The organism is Terrihabitans rhizophilus (genome assembly GCF_033898525.1).
Lineage (GTDB): Bacteria > Pseudomonadota > Alphaproteobacteria > Rhizobiales > Methylopilaceae > Flaviflagellibacter > Flaviflagellibacter rhizophilus.
Genome location: NZ_JAXAFJ010000002.1, coordinates 296039 through 315404, shown reverse-complemented (window position 1 = coordinate 315404; position 19366 = coordinate 296039). Strand labels below are relative to the sequence as shown.

At 65.1% G+C, this 19366-nt stretch carries 17 protein-coding genes and 1 pseudogene; 8 read left to right on the top strand and 10 right to left on the bottom strand.

Going from position 1 to position 19366, the window contains the following annotated elements:
* Window positions 1-130: 130 nt before the first annotated feature.
* A complete protein-coding gene (locus SCD90_RS05075) occupies window positions 131-421 on the top strand; it encodes a hypothetical protein (RefSeq protein ID WP_319843548.1) in 291 nt (96 codons plus the stop codon).
* Window positions 422-424: 3 nt separating this feature from the next.
* Here the strand turns inward: SCD90_RS05075 and SCD90_RS05070 are convergent, their stop codons facing one another.
* Window positions 425-709 (bottom strand): hypothetical protein, encoded by a 285-nt coding sequence (locus tag SCD90_RS05070; protein ID WP_319843547.1) that lies wholly within the window; start codon window positions 707-709, stop codon window positions 425-427.
* A gap of 204 nt (window positions 710-913) precedes the next feature.
* On the opposite strand from SCD90_RS05070, the gene SCD90_RS05065 reads away from it, so the two are divergent.
* Both SCD90_RS05065 and SCD90_RS05060 read left to right on the top strand, forming a co-directional pair.
* On the top strand, window positions 914-1309 hold the full coding sequence (locus SCD90_RS05065) for an NADH:ubiquinone oxidoreductase subunit NDUFA12 (protein WP_319843546.1): 396 nt from the start codon (window positions 914-916) through the stop codon (window positions 1307-1309).
* A 107-nt stretch (window positions 1310-1416) separates the two neighbouring features.
* Window positions 1417-1773, top strand: a pseudogene (locus tag SCD90_RS05060) (DUF2155 domain-containing protein); the annotation flags it as partial.
* A gap of 42 nt (window positions 1774-1815) precedes the next feature.
* Here the strand turns inward: SCD90_RS05060 and aat are convergent.
* From aat to SCD90_RS05030, 6 genes are all read right to left on the bottom strand, one after another.
* On the bottom strand, window positions 1816-2490 hold the full coding sequence (aat, locus tag SCD90_RS05055; protein WP_319843545.1) for a leucyl/phenylalanyl-tRNA--protein transferase: 675 nt from the start codon (window positions 2488-2490) through the stop codon (window positions 1816-1818).
* 40 nt (window positions 2491-2530) lie between these two features.
* Window positions 2531-3880, bottom strand: a complete 1350-nt coding sequence (gene accC, locus SCD90_RS05050) for an acetyl-CoA carboxylase biotin carboxylase subunit (protein WP_319843544.1) — start codon at window positions 3878-3880, stop codon at window positions 2531-2533.
* Window positions 3881-3891: 11 nt separating this feature from the next.
* Window positions 3892-4350, bottom strand: coding sequence for an acetyl-CoA carboxylase biotin carboxyl carrier protein (gene accB / locus SCD90_RS05045; RefSeq protein WP_319843543.1), 459 nt, complete (start codon window positions 4348-4350; stop codon window positions 3892-3894).
* Between the two features lie 14 nt (window positions 4351-4364).
* Window positions 4365-4823, bottom strand: coding sequence for a type II 3-dehydroquinate dehydratase (aroQ, locus tag SCD90_RS05040; protein WP_319843542.1), 459 nt, complete (start codon window positions 4821-4823; stop codon window positions 4365-4367).
* 108 nt (window positions 4824-4931) lie between these two features.
* Window positions 4932-5732, bottom strand: coding sequence for a DsbA family protein (locus SCD90_RS05035; RefSeq protein WP_319843541.1), 801 nt, complete (start codon window positions 5730-5732; stop codon window positions 4932-4934).
* 49 nt (window positions 5733-5781) lie between these two features.
* A complete protein-coding gene (locus SCD90_RS05030) occupies window positions 5782-7209 on the bottom strand; it encodes a M48 family metalloprotease (protein WP_319843540.1) in 1428 nt (475 codons plus the stop codon).
* A gap of 48 nt (window positions 7210-7257) precedes the next feature.
* Between SCD90_RS05030 and SCD90_RS05025 the strand changes: the two genes are divergently transcribed.
* On the top strand, window positions 7258-8451 hold the full coding sequence (locus tag SCD90_RS05025) for a pyridoxal phosphate-dependent aminotransferase (RefSeq protein ID WP_319843539.1): 1194 nt from the start codon (window positions 7258-7260) through the stop codon (window positions 8449-8451).
* A 40-nt stretch (window positions 8452-8491) separates the two neighbouring features.
* Here SCD90_RS05025 and SCD90_RS05020 read toward each other — a convergent pair whose 3' ends face one another.
* A complete protein-coding gene (locus tag SCD90_RS05020) occupies window positions 8492-11251 on the bottom strand; it encodes an Rne/Rng family ribonuclease (protein ID WP_319843538.1) in 2760 nt (919 codons plus the stop codon).
* 519 nt (window positions 11252-11770) lie between these two features.
* Between SCD90_RS05020 and SCD90_RS05015 the strand changes: the two genes are divergently transcribed.
* The 4 genes from SCD90_RS05015 (at window position 11771) to prfB (ending at window position 17693) form a co-directional block, all read left to right on the top strand.
* Window positions 11771-12976, top strand: a complete 1206-nt coding sequence (locus SCD90_RS05015) for an N-acetylmuramoyl-L-alanine amidase (RefSeq protein WP_319843537.1) — start codon at window positions 11771-11773, stop codon at window positions 12974-12976.
* A 110-nt stretch (window positions 12977-13086) separates the two neighbouring features.
* Window positions 13087-15552, top strand: coding sequence for a penicillin-binding protein 1A (locus SCD90_RS05010; RefSeq protein ID WP_319843536.1), 2466 nt, complete (start codon window positions 13087-13089; stop codon window positions 15550-15552).
* A 10-nt stretch (window positions 15553-15562) separates the two neighbouring features.
* Entirely contained in the window at window positions 15563-16489 is a 927-nt protein-coding gene (locus SCD90_RS05005) for a DMT family transporter (RefSeq protein WP_319843535.1), read from the top strand.
* A 72-nt stretch (window positions 16490-16561) separates the two neighbouring features.
* Window positions 16562-17693 (top strand): peptide chain release factor 2 gene (gene prfB / locus SCD90_RS05000; RefSeq protein ID WP_319843534.1). Its coding sequence is split into 2 segments (ribosomal slippage): window positions 16562-16630 and window positions 16632-17693, totalling 1131 coding nucleotides; the frame shifts between segments, so codons are not numbered across the junction.
* 9 nt (window positions 17694-17702) lie between these two features.
* Here the strand turns inward: prfB and SCD90_RS04995 are convergent.
* The gene (locus SCD90_RS04995) at window positions 17703-18806 is read right to left on the bottom strand and encodes a M23 family metallopeptidase (protein ID WP_319843533.1); all 1104 of its coding nucleotides are present in this window, start codon (window positions 18804-18806) and stop codon (window positions 17703-17705) included.
* Between the two features lie 62 nt (window positions 18807-18868).
* Window positions 18869-19336, bottom strand: a complete 468-nt coding sequence (locus SCD90_RS04990) for a peroxiredoxin (protein ID WP_319843532.1) — start codon at window positions 19334-19336, stop codon at window positions 18869-18871.
* Window positions 19337-19366 lie beyond the last annotated feature (30 nt).

Here is a 19366-nt window from a genome sequence, read left to right as displayed (position 1 = left end):
GCAACGCGGCACGCGGAGATTGTGCGCCGCTTTTTCCCATGAGGCAAAGTCTTTGCTGACGGATACGCCAACCAAGTTTCAGGAACCTGCCCGCCCGGGCGAACGTTTCCCGTGACGTTTGGAGCCCGACATGAACACTGCAAATCTTCAGCTTGAGGGACTGTATGCGGCTCTCGCCGCCATCATCGGCACGCTGCAGCAGAAGGGCGTACTCAGCCAGGAGGAAATCGAGCGCTGCCTGCAGGATGCAGAGGAGTCGACTGCGCGGGACCGGCCGCACGAGCTTTCACCGGCGCATATCGACGCCATCCGCTTTCCGTTCCGCTATCTTCGCGCTGCCAGCAAGGGTGAGGGCGCAGGGTCCTTCGCAGCAATCACGGCGCAGATCGGAATGACAAAGGACGACACGAATCGCGGCTGAACGTCAGCCGTGGGCCGGCTCGCGCCGCCCGCTGGGGCGGTTCTGGCGTGTGAACGCCGGCGGCGGTGTATCCGAGCGCACCGACCAGCCCTGGAAACGTGCTGCATCCGAGAACGCGGCGATGGCGAGCTGGCCCGCGCGGGGCTCGTCCGACATCAATGCACTTTCCGCCCTGCGCTCGGCTTCTTTCCACCGTGCGGCGTTGGGGCCGCCGAGAACCGCCTGCCGGGCCGCCAGCATCTGCAAGCCGCGATAGCTGGCAACAAAGCGAAGACCGTCTTCGGTCATCAGCCTTATTCCATGCGGCAGCAGATCGTCATCTCGCATCGGTGTGAGCCTCAAGCTTGGATCAAGTCTAACCTATACCGTCAGCCGTAGAAGCTGTTTCTTGATTTTGCCACACTTTGTTCCAAATAGAACGCTGAAGGCCCGCTGGACAGCGTGCGGGAGAGGGGCCATAACGCGCCCAATCGTTCGCCGGAGTCCCTATCCGTGAAGCAGCTTCTCCTGCAGATTTTCACCTGGTGGAATGGCCAGACGATCGGCACCCGCTTCTTCACGTGGCGCGCCGGCAAGGCTGTCGGCGAGGACGAGTTCGGCAACCGCTACTTCCGCGCGGGCGGCACGCATCTCGGGGAGCGTCGCTGGGTCGTCTATAATGGAGTCGCCGAGCCCTCGCGCATTCCTGCGGGCTGGCACAGCTGGATTCATCACACGAGCGACGTTGCGCCGAGCGAAGAAAACTTCGTGGCCCGCGAATGGCAGAAGCCGCACCGCGCAAACCCCACCGGCACGAGCGAAGCCTATCGCCCCCGGGGATCCACGCTTTCCCAGAGCCGCCGCGCCAAGACGACAGGCGACTATCAGGCCTGGTCGCCGGAAGGCTGACCCGCTCCGTCGTGACAAACCCAAAGAGAAGCAGCTGGCAGCAGGCGCGCAAGCGGGTGCTGGTTGTAGCCCGCGACACCGCGCTGACGGCGGCCATGCTGGCGTGCATGGCGATTCCGCATGCGGCGGCGCAGATCGAAACCGGAAATGACGGCGAGCGCATCGCCAATCCGGTCGCCACGTTCTCCGGGCTCGATAAGGTCACGGGCCGGATCGTCAACTTCCAAGTCAATGTGAACGAGACGGTGCAGTTCGGCTCCCTGCAGGTCACGCCGCGCACCTGCTACACGCGCCCGACCACCGAGCAGCCGGAAACCATCGGCTTCATCGAGGTCGATGAGATCACGTTGCAGAACGAGACGAAGCGGATCTTCACCGGCTGGATGTTCGCCGACAGTCCCGGCCTGAACGCCGTCGAACATCCGATCTATGACGTGTGGCTGACCGATTGCACGGGCGGTGCACGGCCCCAGCCCAAGCGTGGGCCAGTCGTCGGCGAATAGGGCCTAGCGCGCGCGGATGGTCGCCAGGGCCTCGGCGCCGGTCACGAGCCTCTCCTTCGGCCATGTGAAGAAATCCGCAGAACGGCCTGTGGCGGCGTCAAGCAGCGCCTGGTAGCGGCGCCGGGGCACTTCCACAGCCCCGAAGCTGCGCAGATGATCCGTGACGAACTGCGTGTCGAGCAGCATGAAGCCCCCCGCGATGAGGCGGGCAACCAGATGCACGAGGGCGACCTTGGAGGCGTCGCGCTCGGTGTGGAACATGCTCTCGCCGAAGAACGCAGCTCCTAGCCGCACCCCGTAGAGGCCGCCGACCAGCCGGTCGCCGTCGTAGACCTCGACGGTGTGGCAGTGGCCGCTCTCGAACAACTCACCGTAAAGGTGGCGGATGCGGCGGTTAATCCAAGTGAGCTTGCGGTCCTCGGCCGGGGCCGCGCAGCCGGAGATCACAGCGTCGAAGTCATGGTCCACCCGCACCGTGAACCTGTCCGACCGGAAGGTGCGTGCCAGACGCGACGATACCCTGAAGTCATCCAGCGGGATGACGCCGCGCATCCGGGGCTCGATCCAGAACAGCCCCGGATCTTCGGCGCTTTCCGCCATCGGGAAGATGCCGCAGGCATAGGCCTTCAGCAGGACATCGGGCGTGATTTCGACAAGCGCGTCGGCGATACGGGTCATGCGCCTAATCTAGTCTCGCGGGGCCCCGGTTTGCAGAGCTCTACTCCAGAGTATCCGCGTCGAGCTGCTTCTCCAGCCAGTGAATATCGTACTGCCCGTCCTGGATGTAGGGATTACGGACCAGCTGCCGGAACAGGGGCAGCGTGGTCTCGATGCCGTCCACCACGAACTCGTCCAGCGCGCGCCGCAGCCGCATCAGGCACTCCGTGCGGTTTTTGCCGAGCACGATGAGCTTTCCGGCGAGGCTGTCGTAATAGGGCGGGATCGTATAGCCCTGATAGACGTGTGAATCGACGCGGACGCCGAGGCCGCCCGGCACGTGCCACTGGCTCACCATGCCGGGAGATGGCCGGAAGGTCTTCGCGTTCTCGGCGTTCACACGGCACTCGATGGCATGGCCGCGCAGCACCACCTCGTCCTGCGTGAACGACAGCTCGGCGCCGCCGGCGATGCGGATCTGCTCGTTCACCAGATCGATGCCCGTGATCATTTCCGTCACCGGATGCTCCACCTGGATGCGGGTGTTCATCTCGATGAAGTAGAACTCGCCGTTCTCGTAGAGGAACTCGATCGTTCCGACGCCGCGATACTGCATCTCGGCCATCGCCTTGGCCACGATGTTGCCGATGCGCTCACGCTCCTCGGCATTGAGGGCCGGCGAGGGGGCTTCTTCCCAGACCTTCTGGTGACGGCGCTGCAATGAGCAATCGCGCTCGCCCAGATGAACCGCCTTGCCGCGGCCATCGCCGATAACCTGCACCTCGATGTGGCGCGGCTTCTGAAGATATTTCTCGATGTAGACGGCGTCGTCGCCGAAATTGGCCTTGGCTTCGCTCCGGGCGGTGGAAAGCTGAACGGACATCTCGTCCGCGCTGTGGACCACCTTCATGCCCTTGCCGCCGCCGCCGGAAGCGGCCTTGATGATGACCGGGAAGCCGATCTCCTGCGCGATGCGCAGCGCTTCCGAGTCTTCCGTGACGCCGCCCTCGGAGCCGGGAACAACCGGAATGCCAAGGCGCTTCGCGGTGCGCTTGGCTTCGATCTTGTCGCCCATGCTGCGGATGTGCTCGGCCTTGGGGCCGATGAAGACGATGCCGTGATCGTCCAGTATTTCGGCGAACCGGGCGTTCTCCGATAGGAATCCGTACCCGGGATGCACGGCGTCGGCGCCGGTGATCTCGCAGGCAGCCAGAAGCTGCGGGATGTTGAGGTATGAGTCGCGGGCCGCCGGCGGGCCGATGCAGACGCTTTCGTCCGCCAGCTTCACATGCATGCTCTCCGCGTCGGCCGTCGAGTGCACGGCGACCGTTGCGATGCCGAGCTCCTTGCAGGCGCGCAGCACGCGCAGCGCGATCTCGCCGCGATTGGCAATCAGGACCTTGTCGAACATCGGGGATCCGATCACTCGACGATGACGAGGGGCTGGCCGAACTCGACCGGCTGCCCGTCGTCGAACAGGATCTCCTTGACGCGGCCGCCCTTCGAAGCAGGGATCGCGTTCATGGTCTTCATGGCTTCGATGATCAGCAGCGTCTGACCCTGCCGCACCTCGGTGCCGACTTCGATGAACGACTTGGCGCCCGGCTCCGGCGAGCGATAGGCCGTGCCGACCATGGGAGACAGAACAGCGCCGACGCTCTTCGACTTGTCCTCGACGGCTGCCGCCGCTGCAGCCGGTGCCGCAAAACCGCCCGCTGCAGGCGCCTGATAAACGGGGGCCGAGACCTGAATGGTGCGGGCAACGCGAACGCGCAGATCGTCGTTCTCGATCTCGATCTCCGACAGGTCGGTCTCGTTCAGCAACTGAGCCAGCTGACGGATGAGCTCATGGTCGAAGCTTTTAGTGGCGTCCTTGGTCATTGATCTTCTTTTCTTTAGGGCCGTTGGGCGGATGGGGGCGAAATCATGCGGCTAATACCGTCAAGCGCAAGTTCGTAGCCCTGCGCGCCGAAGCCGATGACGATGCCTCGGGCGATGGGAGAAACGAACGAGCGATGGCGGAATTCCTCGCGCGCATGGACATTTGAAAGATGCACTTCGATGACCGGGAGGTCCGATGCCTTCAGCGCGTCGTGCAGCGCGACCGAGGTGTGGGTGTACGCGGCGGGATTGATGACGATGCCCCGGGCACGATCACGTGCTTCCTGGACCCAGTCCACCAGCACGCCTTCATGATTGCTCTGGCGGAAATCCACGGCGAGCCCCAGGCCCACGCCATGCGCCTTCACACGCTGCTCGATATCGGCCAGCGTGTCGGCACCATAGATGTGCGGCTCCCGCAGCCCGAGCATGTTCAGGTTCGGGCCGTTGAGCACAAAGATCGTTGCGGTCATGCGGGCCGCATCCGGCAGGATTCGTTCATCGACGGGTCCGACTTATAGGAGGGCTGATCATCGCGCGAAAGGGTGGTGCCGCCATTCCGATTGCTTGCCGGCACGTCTTTACGAGCAGGACGCCTTCCCGCACGTCCTGACATTGCTGATGATGCCCTTCAAGGTTTCGGCGCCGACGGCACCCGCCACAACAGTATCGGCGATGACATAGGTCGGCGTGCCGTCGATTCCGAGCTTTCCGGCAAGCTGATGTGCCTCCAGCATCGGCTCGTCGACTTCCGGGCCCGTCAGGTCCGCCGAGATGCGGTCCATGTCGAGGCCGAGGGATTTGGCGACCTCGAGCGCGCCGGCTCCCGTGGCGCCGCCTTCGGCCGTCATCAGGGCGCGATGGAAATCCAGATACTTGTCCGGCGCCTGGGCATGGACGGCAACCGCCACCCGCGCGGCATCGCGTGATTCCTCGCCCAGAACGGGGAACTCCTTCAGGACGATCCTGAGCTTGCCGTCTTCCTTCAGAAGCTGCTCGGCATCGGCCAGTGCCTTTCGACAGTATCCGCAATTGTAGTCGAAGAACTCGACCAGGGTGACGTCGCCCTCGGGATTGCCAAGTACCACCTGCTTCGGCGAATTGTAGATGGTGTCGCGGTACTCCTCGAAGACGGATCCGCGCTGCTCGTTTGCGGCAACCTGATCCTTCTGCTGAAGGCGGGCCATCATCTCGCGAAGGATCTCCGGATTCGAGAGAAGGTAGTCCCGCACGACGCTTTCGATGCCGGCGCGATCGGACGGAGATGCCGCTTGGGCCGTCGCGCCCGCCGGCGTCTCAGCCCTCAAGTAACGCGGCAGCAGGAAGAGGCCGAGGCCAGCCACCACCACCAGGGCAGCAATCACGATCCGACGTATGGACAAGATGTTCTCCTGATCAGCCGCCAGGGCGGCTGTTGAGCTGTGAGCCCGCTCAAAGCTTGGGTGGACGGTAATTGACGATGTCGTCGGCGCGCAACCAGCCGGGTGCTCCCGTGGAGAAGCGGCTCTTGGCGCGCGCGGCGAGCGATTTCGCGAGCGTGATGTCGCCGCTGTGGAAGGCAGCCTGCGCGGAGGCAAGGTCCGCGTCTGCGGTCTGACCCTTGCGGCCATAGGCCTGTGCCAGGCTGCGATAGGCGGATGCCGAGGCTTCTTCACGCCCGAGGCCCTGGCGCAGTTCCGCGATGGCCGCGTCGAGCTGCGCAGCGTCGCCGGTGTCGACCAGGGACTGGCCGAGCATGATGTGGAGCAAGCCTGAATTCGGCTTCAGCGAAACAGCCTTGCGCAAGGGCGCAACGGCCTGCCGGGCACGGCCTGCTTCCAGAAGCGCCTGTCCCTTCAATTCCCAGAACCAGGGGCTACCGGGCTGTTCCGCGATAAGGGCGTCGATCTGCTTCTGCGCATCGTCCACGTTGCCGAACCGGTAGGCGGTGACGGCGCGTGCGTAGCGGGCCGGGAAGCTTGTGTCCGATCGCGGATAGGCGCGCTCGACGGTGGGGGCCGGACGCATGAAGCCGATGATCTTGGCGCGGGCCATGTCGTGCCGGCGCTGCAAGGCAGGCGCGTCGACAGCATTGTAGTTCGGAGCCGACGTGGCGATGCGCTCCAGCAAGGCGATGCGTTCCGCCGGCATCGGGTGGGTCATGGCATAGGGGTCCATGAAGCGCGCCGTGAACATGCTCTTGTCGGCAAAGCCGCGGAACACCTCCAGCATGCCTTTGGCGGACTGGCCGGTCTTGGTCAGGTAAGACACGCCGGCCTGATCGGCGGCCTGTTCCTGGCTGCGGACATAGGAGAGCAGGTCGCGCTTGATGATCTCGCTGGGCCCTGTCGCGGCGGCTTGCGCGGCTCCGGCGATGTTGCTGCCGCTGGCGCCGGCGGCCGCACCCGCGGCCACCGCTGCCGCGCCCAGCAGCATGGCGATAACGGCGCGGGACTGTGCCTGCTCCAGCTTCTGCCTCATGGCGCTGAGATGCCCACCGGCGATGTGGCCGATCTCATGCGCGAGCACGCCGATCAGTTGGTTCGGCGTCTTGCTTTCGACGATGGCGCCGAGATTGATGAAGATGCGCCGGCCGCCCGCAACGAAGGCGTTGAAAGACATGTCGCGGATAAGGACGATCTGGACCGCCGTGGGATCAACGTTCGCGGCCTTCATCAGCGGCGTCGCGTAGTCCCGCATCAGTTCCTCGATCTCCGCATCGCGGACCGGGGAAAGCTTGCCACTGTCCTGAGCTTGCGCAGGCACGGGAACTTGCACCGCCAGAATGGACACGGCCACCAGCAAGGCGACGGCGCGGGTGCGCAGGCGTGCCAGCGGTGACGGGCTGTCGGGGTTGCGGGGACGGGCAGGGCGCGGCATAGGGCGGGCGATGCACCAGAAGAATGGCGCAAAAGGGGCGCGCGACGCATGACGGACCGGGAACGACGCGCACGAGGCATGCTGCACGCGCGCCGGGCGGAGATTGCGCCCTTCATCGCCATGGACGTCATGTCCTCCGCGCGCCGTCTCGAAGCCTCCGGCCGCGACGTCGTTCACATGGAGATCGGGGAGCCGGGCCATGGCGCGCCCAAGCCCGCCATCGATGCCGCCATGGCGCGCCTTGCCAGCGGCCGGATCGGCTACACCGAGGCGCTCGGCCTGCCGGAACTGCGCGCCCGCATTGCCCGGCACTACCGCGACGTGCATGGCCTCGAGATCGCAGCCGAGCGGATCGCGGTCACCACCGGCTCGTCCAGCGGCTTCGTGCTGGCGTTCCTCGCAATGTTCGATCCCGGCCAGCGGGTCGCCATTGCGTCGCCGGGCTATCCGCCGTACCGCACCATCCTGCAGGCCCTGGGGCTGGAGCCCGTCGAGATCGAGGTGGGGGCCGCGCAGCGCTGGGCGCTCGACGGCAAGGCGATTGCTCGGGCTCATGCGGAACGTCCGCTCGAGGGCTTGCTGATCATGAGCCCCGCCAATCCCAGCGGCACGATGATCGATGCCACGGCGCTGCAAGACATCGCCACGACGTGCCGGAACCTGGGCATTCGCCTTATCTCCGATGAGATCTATCACGGCCTCACCTATGGCATGGCGGCGACAAGCGCGCTGCGATTCGATGATGATGCCGTCATCATCAACAGCTTCTCCAAGTACTGGTGCATGACGGGATGGCGCGTGGGCTGGATGGTGCTGCCCGAAACGCTGCTGCGACCCGTGGAGCGGCTGGCGCAGAACCTCTTCATCTCGGCACCGACCTTGTCACAAGTTGCCGCGACCGTTGCCATGGACGCGCATGAGGAATTGGCGGTGGTGCATCAAGGCTATGCGCGCAACCGTGATCTCCTGCTGCGCGAACTTCCACGAGCCGGCCTCGACAGCTTTCTTCCGCCGGATGGTGCGTTCTACCTCTACGCCGATATTGGTCACCTGACGAACGACAGCGCTGCGTTCGCGAGGGCTATGCTGGACGAGGCAGGCGTTGCCGCCACGCCTGGAATGGACTTCGACCACGCCCGGGGAAGCCGCTTCCTCCGCTTCTCCTATGCGGGGAGCGAGGCGGATATCGCGGAAGCGGTGCGTCGGATCGCGCTGTGGCGAAACGGCACGCGCAGCACCTAAGAAAAAAGCCCCCGGAGACCGGGGGCTTTTGTGTTCGGCTTTAACCGCGAAGGCGGTTCCACCAGCCGGAGCGGCGGGGCTGCTCCGGATCGGGCGATGTGGATTCCGGGGCCGGGCGCCGCTTTGCTGCGGACTCGGGTTCCTCAGCTGCCGGTGCGGGGGCTGCGGGTTCCGCCGGGGCGGCTTCTTCCGGAGCGGCTGGTGCCTCGGCAGGGGCTTCCTCCGGCTCAGCGGATTGGGCTTCCGGCTGCGGCTCGGCAGCGGGTTCCGCAGCTACCGCCTGTTCCTCGGCAACTGGCTGAGCCGCTGCGTCAGCCTCGGCGGCGTCTTCGCTTGGGGCACTGGCCTCGACGTTGTCGTCAGAGGCTTCCGTCGCATCGCTGCTCTCGCCGGCATCGGAGCCACGGCTGCGGCGTCCGCCACGGCGGCCACGGCGGCGTGACTTCGGAGCTTCGCCAGCTTCGGCGGCATCGGCCACCGTGCCCGCAGCGGTCGAGCTTTCTTCGCCGCCTTCGATCACAGGCATGGCTTCAGCAGCGCTGCCTTCGTCGCCGGCCACTTCGGTGGCGTCGTCGGGACCTTCGTCACCCTGCGCGGCGTCGGCACCCTGCTGGTCGTCACCGCGATCGTCTCCACCGCGGCCACGACGGCGGCGACGGCGACGGCGACGGCCATTCTTGCCTTCAGCCGAGCTGTCGGCTTCGCGTTCACGAGGCGCGCGGTCTCCGGAGGATGCCGGCTCCTTGACCTCGACGGCATCGGCCTCTTCGTCCTCGATCTCCTCGACATCGTCCTCGATGTCGTCGACCGGAGGCGGCGGAAGCAGGACCGGGACCGGGTTCAGGGCGGGCTCGCCACGCTGGATCACGCAATGCTCGTGCACGGCCAGATGATCGTCGGCGACGAATTCCACCTGAATGCCGAAGCGCGTCTCGATGTCGTGGAGATGGGCCCGCTTCTGGTTGAAGATGTACAGCGCCACCACCGATGCCGTGCGGACGACCTGGTTGAAGCCCTGATTCCGCAGCAGGTTGTCCTCGATCATGCGCAGCACGTGGAGCGCGACGGAGGGAACCGAGCGAACGCGGCCATTGCCGCCGCAGACCGAGCAGACCTCGCTCGAGCTTTCCAGCACGCCCGTGCGGATGCGCTGGCGCGACATCTCCATCAGGCCGAAATGGGAGATGCGGCCGACCTGGATGCGTGCGCGGTCGTTCTTCAGGCAGTCCTTGAGCTTCTTCTCGACGGCGCGATTGTTGCGGTTCTCCTCCATGTCGATGAAATCGACCACGATGAGACCGGCAAGGTCGCGCAGGCGAAGCTGGCGGGCCACTTCCTCGGCCGCTTCCAGATTGGTGCGGACGGCGGTGTCCTCGATGTTCTGCTCGCGCGTCGAGCGGCCCGAGTTCACGTCGATAGCGACAAGGGCTTCCGTCTGATTGATGACGAGATAGCCGCCGGACTTCAGCGTCACCGTGGATGAGAACATCGCGTCCAGCTGCGCTTCGACGCCGGACTTGGTGAAGATCGGCACCACGTCGCGATAGAGCTTCACGTTCTTGGCATGGCTCGGCATGAGCATGCGCATGAAGTCCTTGGCCTCGCGGAAGGCGGTTTCGCCCGCGACCTGGACCTCGTCGATGTCACGATTGTAGAGGTCGCGGATGGCGCGCTTCACGAGCGAACCTTCCTCGTGCACCAGCGACGGCGCCGTGGACTCAAGCGTCCTCTCGCGCACGGTCTCCCAGAGGCGGAGCAGGTATTCGAAGTCCCGCTTCACCTCGGCCTTGGTGCGGTTCGCACCGGCCGTGCGGAGGATAACGCCCATGCCTTCCGGCACGTCGAGATCGCCGGCGATCTCCTTCATCTTCTTGCGGTCGGACGCGTTGGTGACCTTGCGGGAGATGCCGCCGCCGCGTGCGGTGTTCGGCATCAGGACCGAGTAGCGGCCCGCGAGCGACAGATAGGTGGTGAGGGCGGCGCCCTTGTTGCCGCGCTCTTCCTTCACGGCCTGCACGAGCAGGACCTGTCGGCGCTTGATGACTTCCTGGATCTTGTACTGGCGGGCGCGGCGCGGCTGGCGGCGCTCGGGCACCTCTTCCAGCGCTTCGTCGTCACCGCCGAGCGATTCGATCTCTTCCTTGGTGTCGTCGCCGACTTCAACGATCTCGGCGCTGCCCTCGTCGGAGGGGGTGTTCTCCTGGCCGTTGTCGTCGGAGCGGGTTTCGCTGACCCGGTCCTCGGACGCGGGCTCCTCGTCAGGCCGCTCGCTTTCGGCTTCCAGCTGCGGCTGGTCGGCGGTGCCGGTCTCAGTGAATTCCGTTTCGCCGGTCGGCTCCTGGCTGGATTCACCAGATGCCGCGGCTACGTCCTCAGCCGACGCCTCTTCGCTGACCGACTCGTCAGGGCGGGCACCCTTTGCGCGGCTGCGGTCGCGGCCGCGTCCCCGACGCTCGCGGGGGCGCTCTTCGCTGCTGCTGGCTTCCGCTTCATCGCCGTTGTCGCGATCCCGATCGCGCTCCTCTTCGTCGATCAGGGCCTGACGATCGGCGAGGGGGATCTGGTAATAGTCCGGATGAATTTCGCTGAAGGCGAGGAAGCCATGGCGGTTTCCGCCATATTCCACGAAGGCTGCCTGAAGAGACGGCTCCACGCGGATAACTTTGGCGAGATAGATGTTCCCGCGAAGTTGCTTACGGTTGGCGCTTTCGAAGTCGAACTCTTCAATGCGGCTGCCGCGCACCACCACGACCCGTGTCTCTTCCGGGTGGGCTGCGTCGATGAGCATTTTGTTGGCCATGGGAAACCTTCAGTTTGGCGCGATGTCCTGCGCGGCGCTCGCAGGCAAGGCGCAAGGCACCCTGTGAGCGGCCGGCGCCGGTGGCGCGAAGATTGATGTCGTGGGTTAATGCAGCCGGGGCAGCGGCGTGTGCGTCGAGAATCTCAAAAACGCACGCCATGTTTGCCATCGGCTCCGGTCATCTATCCGCTGCAGGATGCAGCGTCTTGAGGCTCGGCGCGCGAGCGTCGGATGACCATGTCCGCGCCTCAAAAAACGCGTGCGCGGCGGCGATGAACGCCATTGTCTTCCCGACGCAGCGCCCCTGGCTTGAAGCCTGGAGGCGCCGGATCACGCCAGGGCAGCGTGCGCTGCCTCAAACGGGCCACGTTCCTTCATACAGAAATGGCGTCTTTTGACAAGTCGCCTGTGGCCGTGAGGCAACGGTCGCAGAAATGGGAGTTGGCGGCCGTGGAAGAAAAAGCGTTCACGGAAGCGGCGGCTTTCGCTAAACACCGCTCGAACAGGGGATCGGATGTTGTGCTGGCACGTTTGGCCGTTCTGTTCCTGATCATGGCGGGATGCGTCATCGCTCCAATGGCCCGGGCGGCGCAGCCGGCGGTAGTCACCGCCACACGGCTGGAGGGCGATGCACAGCGGACCAGGCTGGTGCTCGAACTGGATGGGCCGGCGCAGGCGCGCGTGTTCACTCTCGCCGACCCCTATCGCGTGGTGCTCGACCTCCCCGACGTCGTGTTCGCTCCCGACCTGCCGGAACCTTCGGCCGGGCCTCTGGTCGCAGCCTATCGGTACGGGCTGATAGCACCCGGGCGTTCCCGTGTGGTGATCGATTCCGACAAGCCGCTGAGCGCCGAACAGCCCCAGTTGCTCATCGACGAGGACGGCAGTGCCCGCATCTCCATAGACTTGGCGCCCACCTCGGAAGTGGCCTTCATGCAGACCTTGCGGGAAGGTCCCAAGCTGCAGGAAGAGGAGAGCGCCGCAGAGGAGCCCAAGGCGGAAGGGGCGGAGCACAAGCCCCTGATCACGATCGATCCCGGCCATGGCGGCATCGATTCCGGAGCGCGCAGCAGATCGGGCGATCTCGAAAAGGATGTCGTGCTGCAGTTCTCCCGCGCCTTGCGCGACCGATTGCTGGCCACCGGCCGCTACCGCGTGGTGATGACCCGCGACAACGACAGCTTCGTCCCCCTGAAGAAGCGCGTGAAGATCGCCCGCGACAACCAGGCCAACCTGTTCATCTCGGTGCACGCGGATTCGATGTCGAGCACGGCTGAGGACGTGCGCGGAGCCACGATCTACACCCTGTCCGACAAGGCAAGTGACCGCGAAGCCGAGAAATTGGCCGAAAAGGAAAACCGCGCGGACATCATCGCCGGCGTCGATCTTGCGGACGAGCCCGACGAGGTGGCCAGCATCCTGATCGACCTCGCGCATCGCGAAACCAAGGTATTTTCATCCCGCTTCGCGCAGACCCTCCACGGTTCGATCAAATCCAGCATCACCATGAACAAGAATCCATTGCGGTCGGCCGGGTTCATGGTGTTGAAGTCTTCCGACGTGCCGTCGGTGCTGCTGGAGCTGGGCTATATGTCCAGTCGCGATGATCTTAAGCTCTTGACCTCGCGAAGCTGGCGGGAGCGGGCCGCGACCTCGATGACGGAAGCTGTCGATGCGTTCTTCGGCGCACGGCAGGGGAGCGAATCCGAAGGTGGGGTGAACTAGCGCCACTCGCCGTCGCGCCCCACAAAACACACAAAAGACCGCCAAGCCCCATTCGGCCGCAGGCGGTGTGCCGCCAGCCTGAGACGTTGACCCTGGAGTTCTGCTGACCGATGCGCTTGCTGATCCGGTTCTTCGGCTTTGTCTTTGCCACCGCTGCGATTCTCGGCGTGGTCGCGGCTGCCGGCGTGGCAATCTTCGTGTGGCAGACGGGCCGCGACCTGCCCAACCACACCGCGCTTCAGAACTACGAGCCGCCGGTGATCACCCGCCTGCATGCCTCCGATGGCAGCATGATCGGGGAATACGCCAATCAGCGGCGTCTGTTCCTCCCGATCCAGGCCGTGCCGCAACTCGTGCTCAGCGCGTTCATCTCGGCTGAGGACAAGAACTTCTATCAGCACAGCGGCATCGACTTTACCGGCATTGCTCGCGCGGCCCTGGCTTTCGTGGAGCATTTCGGCACGGACCGCCGGCCGCAGGGCGCATCGACGATCACGCAGCAGGTGGCCAAGAACTTCCTGCTGACCAACGAACTTTCGATGACCCGCAAGATCAAGGAGGCGCTGCTCTCCATGCGGATCGAGCAGACCTTCTCCAAGGACAAGATCCTCGAACTCTATGTGAACGAGATCTATCTCGGCCTCGGCAATTACGGCATCGCGGCTGCGGCCCTGAACTATTTCGACAAGTCGGTCCACGAACTGAACATTGCCGAGGTTGCCTATCTGGCTGCGCTGCCGAAGGCTCCGAACAACTACAATCCCTTTCGCCAGACGGACCGTGCGATCGAGCGCCGCAACTGGGTCATCGATCGCATGGTCGAGAACGGTTACGTCAAGCCCGAGGATGCCCAGAAGGCCAAGGATTCGCCGCTGGGCGTGATCGCGCGGGCCGGCGCACCGCACAACTACACCGCTCCGTACTATTCGGAGGAGGTCCGTCGCGTCCTGTATGAGAAGTACGGTGCGAAGGGGCTCTATGAAGGCGGGCTTTCGGTTCGCACCGCGCTTGAGCCGCAGCTTCAGGAACTGGCCAAGAAGGCGTTGACGGACGGTCTCGTGAAGTTCGACGAGGCCCGCGGCTGGCGTGGTCCGGTCAAGCACATCGAGCTGGGCGCCGACTGGGGACCTGCCTTGGCGGAAGTTCCCGCCCTGAACGACGTGTCGTGGCAGCTGGCCGTGGTTATCGGCGTGCAGGGCAATCAGGTGGCCATCGGTCTTCAGCCCGGACGCGAGGGATCGGGCGCCGTGAAGCCCGACCGCGAGACCGGCACGATCCCGACGGAAGGCCTGAAATGGGCCCGCTGGGCAAGCGGCGTCGAGAAGCCCGCCAACCTCAAGGGTCCGGTGCAGCCGGGCGATGTCGTCTATGTCGAGCCGCTGAAGACCAAGAGCGGCGAGGCCGGACAGTACCGCCTGCGGCAGCCTCCGGAAATCTCCGGCGCCATGGCGGTCATGGACCCTTTCACGGGCCGCGTCCTGGCGCTGGTGGGCGGCTTCTCCTACGCACAAAGCGAGTTCAACCGCGGCACGCAGGCGCTGCGCCAGCCGGGTTCTTCCTTCAAGCCGCTGATCTACGCCGCCGCGCTGGAGAACGGCTACACGCCGTCGTCGCTGGTCCTCGACGCTCCCATCGAGATCGCGCAGGGCAGCGGGCAGGAGGACTGGAAGCCGGAGAATTACGGCAACGACTTCAATGGCCCCTCGACCCTGCGCTACGGCATCGAGAAGTCCCGCAACGTCATGACCGTCCGTCTGGCGCAGGACATGGGCATGCCGATCATCACGGAATATGCCCGTCGCTTCGGCGCGTATGACGACCTGCCGCCCTTCCTATCCATGGCGCTGGGTGCCGGCGAGACCACGCTGCTGCGCATGGTTTCCAGCTATTCGGTGTTCGCGAATGGCGGGAAGAAGGTGACGCCGTCTCTGATCGACCGGATTCAGGACCGCTACGGCCGCACCGTCTATCGCCATGATGAGCGGGAGTGCCAGGGCTGTCGCGCAACGGACTGGCGCAACCAGCAGCCGCCGACCCTTGCGGATCATCGCGAGCAGATCCTCGATCCGCTGACCGCCTATCAGATGACCTCCATCATGGAGGGAGCGGTGCTTCGTGGCACGGGCACGGCACTGCGCGAGGTCGGCAAGCCGGTGGCCGGCAAGACCGGCACCACCAATGACTACAAGGATGCATGGTTCGTTGGATTTTCGCCGGACCTCGTCGTCGGCGTCTATCTTGGCTACGACAAGCCGCGCGGCATGGGGAAGAGTGCGACGGGTGGCGGACTGGCGGCGCCGGTCGCGGCCGAGTTCATGAAGATGGCGCTGGCCGACAAGCCTGCGGTGCCGTTCCGCGTGCCGGCCGGCATCAAGCTCGTGCGCATCAACCCGGCAACGGGCATGCGTGCAGGGCCGGGCGACCAGAGGGTCATCCTCGAAGCGTTCAAGCCGGGCACGGCTCCGCCCGACAACTATACCGTCATAGGCGGTGAGAGCTATGAAGGGCAGGCGGTGAACGTCACCCCCGAAGCTGCGGGGCGTTCGGTTCGCACGGGCACTGGCGGGCTCTACTAAGGGAACATCGATGGCCGGCAAGGCAGTGCCAGCGACCCGGAGCCTCTGGGTCGGCTACGGCTTGGCGGCCACGGGCGCGTTCCTGTTCTCCACCAAGAGCATCTTCATCAAGCTGGCTTATGCCGAAGGTGTCGATCCGGAGACGCTGCTCGCGCTCCGCATGGTGATGTCGCTGCCGTTCTACCTTGTGATCGGCCTGCTCGGTGTCAGGAGTGATCCTGTCCGCAGCCGCCATGTACTCGGTGACCGGCGTGCCGTGGCGAGCGCTGTCCTGATTGGGCTGCTGGGCTATTGGTTCTCCAGCTATGCCGACTTCAAGGGCCTGCTCTACATCTCGGCCGGCTTTGAACGGCTGATCCTGTTCACCTATCCATTGTTCGTGGTTCTGCTGGGCGCGATGTTCTTCGGGCAGCGCGTGCGCGTTCGCGCCCTGATGGCCTTCGGCATCAGCTATTGCGGGCTCGCGGTGATCTTCGTGCAGGATTTCGCGGAGATCGGGACCGCAGCTTTGGTGGGCGTGGCGTGGGTGATGGTGGCAGCCGTCGCCTACGCGCTCTACCAGTTGCTTGCCCATCGCATGATTGCCGGCATGGGTGCGCGGCTGTTCACCTGCATCGCGATGAGCGCGGCCTGCGTCGCCGCAATCCTGCAATACCTGCTCCTGCATCCGATAGAACCCGTTTCGGAACGGGTCCTGTGGCTCGGGCTGCTGCTGGCCATCGCTGCGACCGTCCTGCCGTCGTTCTTCATGAACGCCGCGCTGTCGCGCATCTCGGCGCAGGCCAATGCGACGATCGCCACCATCAGCCCGGTGGCCACACTTGCACTGGCGGTGCTTGTGCTGGGTGACAGCCTGACGGTCATCGATGTGGCCGGCAGCACGCTTGTTCTCGCCGGCATCGGTTTTTTCACGCTGATGAGCCGCTCGCGAGCATGACAGGCGGTTTACAGATCAGCCCGCGCTCCCTAGGTTCCGCCAACTTTCCCCAACCCCTCGAAGAGCACCATAATGCGCGCCGAGACGGCTAACCTCGTAGAAGAACTCAAGCAGTCAGTCGGGCTGCTGAGGAGGCATCTTTGACTGGGATCAGGCAAATTCCCGTCTAAGAGAGCTCAACGCCCTTTCCGAAGATCCCACGCTGTGGGACGACGCCGACCGCGCGCAGAAGCTGATGCGCGAGCGGACCGACCTCGAATCACGCATCGACGCCATCCTGCGGTTCGACCGCGAACTGGCGGACAGCATCGAGTTGATCGAACTCGGCGAGGCCGAGGGCGACGAGAGCGTCATCGATGAAGCGGACGCCGTCATCCGCGGCCTTCGCGACGAGGCCGCGCGCCAGCAGATAGAGACGCTGCTCTCGGGTGAGGCGGATGAGAACGACACCTATGTCGACATCCACCCCGGCGCGGGCGGCACCGAAAGCCAGGACTGGGCCGAGATGCTGCTGCGCATGTACACGCGCTGGGCGGAACGGCGCGGCTACAAGGTCGATCTCGTCGATTACCAGTCGGGCGAAGGCGCGGGCATCAAGTCCGCGACCATGCAGGTCAAGGGCAAGAACGCCTATGGCTGGCTGAAGACCGAAAGCGGCGTGCACCGTCTGGTGCGCATCTCGCCTTTCGATTCGGCGGCGCGTCGGCAGACCAGCTTTGCCTCAATCGACGTCTATCCGGTCATCGACGACCGCATCCAGATCGACATCGACGAGAGCCAGGTGCGGGTCGACACGATGCGTTCGGGCGGCGCCGGCGGCCAGCACGTCAACAAGACGGAATCGGCCGTGCGCCTGACCCATCTGCCGACGGGCATCGCCGTCGTCAGCGAAGGCGACCGCTCGCAGCACAAGAACCGCGCCACGGCGTGGAACATGCTGCGCGCCAAGCTGTACGAGCGCGAGTTGAAGAAGCGCGAGGAAGCGGCGGCGGCGGAGCAGGCCGCGCGGACGGATATCGGCTGGGGCCACCAGATCCGCTCCTACGTGCTGCAGCCCTACCAGATGGTGAAGGACCTGCGCACCGGCGTGACCTCCACCAGCCCCGGAGACGTGCTGGACGGGGCGCTGGATCCTTATATGGAAGCGGCCCTGGCGCAGCGCGTCTACGGTGGTGGGCCCGCGAATGTGGACGATGTGGACTGAGCCCGAGGCTCAGTTCTCGAGAGCAGCCGCTGCGCTGAGGTAACGGGCAGGGTTCACAGCCTGCCCGTCACGCCGCACCTCGTAGTGCAGGTGGGCGCCCGTGGAGCGGCCGGTCGAGCCTACGCGGCCGATGATCTCTCCCTGGCTTACGCGCTGCCCTTCCTGGACAAGCACGGTCGCAAGATGCCCGTAGCGGGTGGAGAAGCCGCTCGCATGGCGGATCTCGACCAGCTGCCCGTATCCGCCGCTCCAGCCCGCGGTGACGACGGTGCCGTCCGCTGTCGCAGACACGCCGGCGCCGGTGGGCTGGCGGAAGTCCACTCCCGAATGAAAGGCCGGCTCCCCGAGGAACGGGTCCGAGCGTCCACCGAAGCCGCTGCTGACCGGCGATCCTGGGGCAGGGTGCCTGACCGGGATGGCGTCGAGGCCGGCCCGCAGACGATCCCGTTCAGCCTGAGCTTTCATCAGCTGCGCGGCATCGCCCGTGGAAGCATCGCGTGCCGACATGGCGATGAAGGGGCCGCCCAGTCCTGCTTCGACGGGTGCTTTGGAGATGGGAACGACGCCTGCGCGGCTGTATGCGAGGCGAAGGGCGGCAGCCTCGCGTTGCGTCGCGGCCACGGCGTCGGCGACCTTGCGCTCCTGCTGCGTGGTCAAGAGGTCGGCCCTGATCGAGGCGGCGTCCAGCCGTGCTGTGAGGCTTTGTGGCTTGCCGTCCTCTGCGGGCGGCAACAGATTTACGGCACCGTCGCGCTGCGGTGCACCGGGAACCGCGATCGCCTCTTCCCGGCTCTCGAGCGCTTCCTGACGCCGTTCAAGCTCGGCCAGGCGTTCGGCGAAACCCGTCCGCTCGATGAGGTGGAGACTGCCGGTCCTCTCCAGCTCAGCGCGAAGCCGCAGGATCTCCGATCGCGAGGCTTGCTGACGGGAGAGATGCCGCTCGGCGATCGCGTCCAAAGCCCGGTCGTGGAACAAGGCGTAGGTGGTGGTCGCCGCGCACCATCCGAAAAGAAGGAGCGCGACGACGACTGCGAGCAGGATCGTTCCGCCGGAGACATCGAGACGGACCGGCTGCCGCAGCGCGGCGAAGGGAAGGGTTGACCTGAGGTGCATGGCGGATCCCGGATCGCCCAGAGCTTCCGCCATAGAACACCAGCATGGTTAACAGCCCGTGATCAGAGCGCCTGCGCGGCCGCCAACACCTCGTCCACATGGCCGGGGACTTTCACCTTCGGCCAGACCTGCGCGATGTTGCCGTCCGCGTCCACGAGGATCGTGGTGCGTTCGACCCCCATATATTTGCGGCCATACATGCTCTTCTCCACCCAGACCCCGTAGCTTTCCAGAACCTCCTTTGACTCGTCTGAGGCAAGCGGGAAGGCGAGGTCGTACTTGGCGCGGAACTTGTCATGGCTCTTCGGCGAATCGGGCGACATGCCGACCACTTCAGTGCCGGCCGCGGCGAAGGCCTCGCGCGCACCGTTGAAGGCGATGGCTTCCTGAGTGCAGCCGCTGGTGTCGTCCTTGGGATAAAAGTAGAGCACCACTTTGCGGCCTTTCAGCTCGGAAAGGCGCACCGCGCGGCCGCTGTCTCCCGGTAAGTTGAAATCAGGCGCGGGAGAACCGATGGCGAGCTTTGTCATGTGCCGTCCTTTCGTCTTATTCCTGAAGCC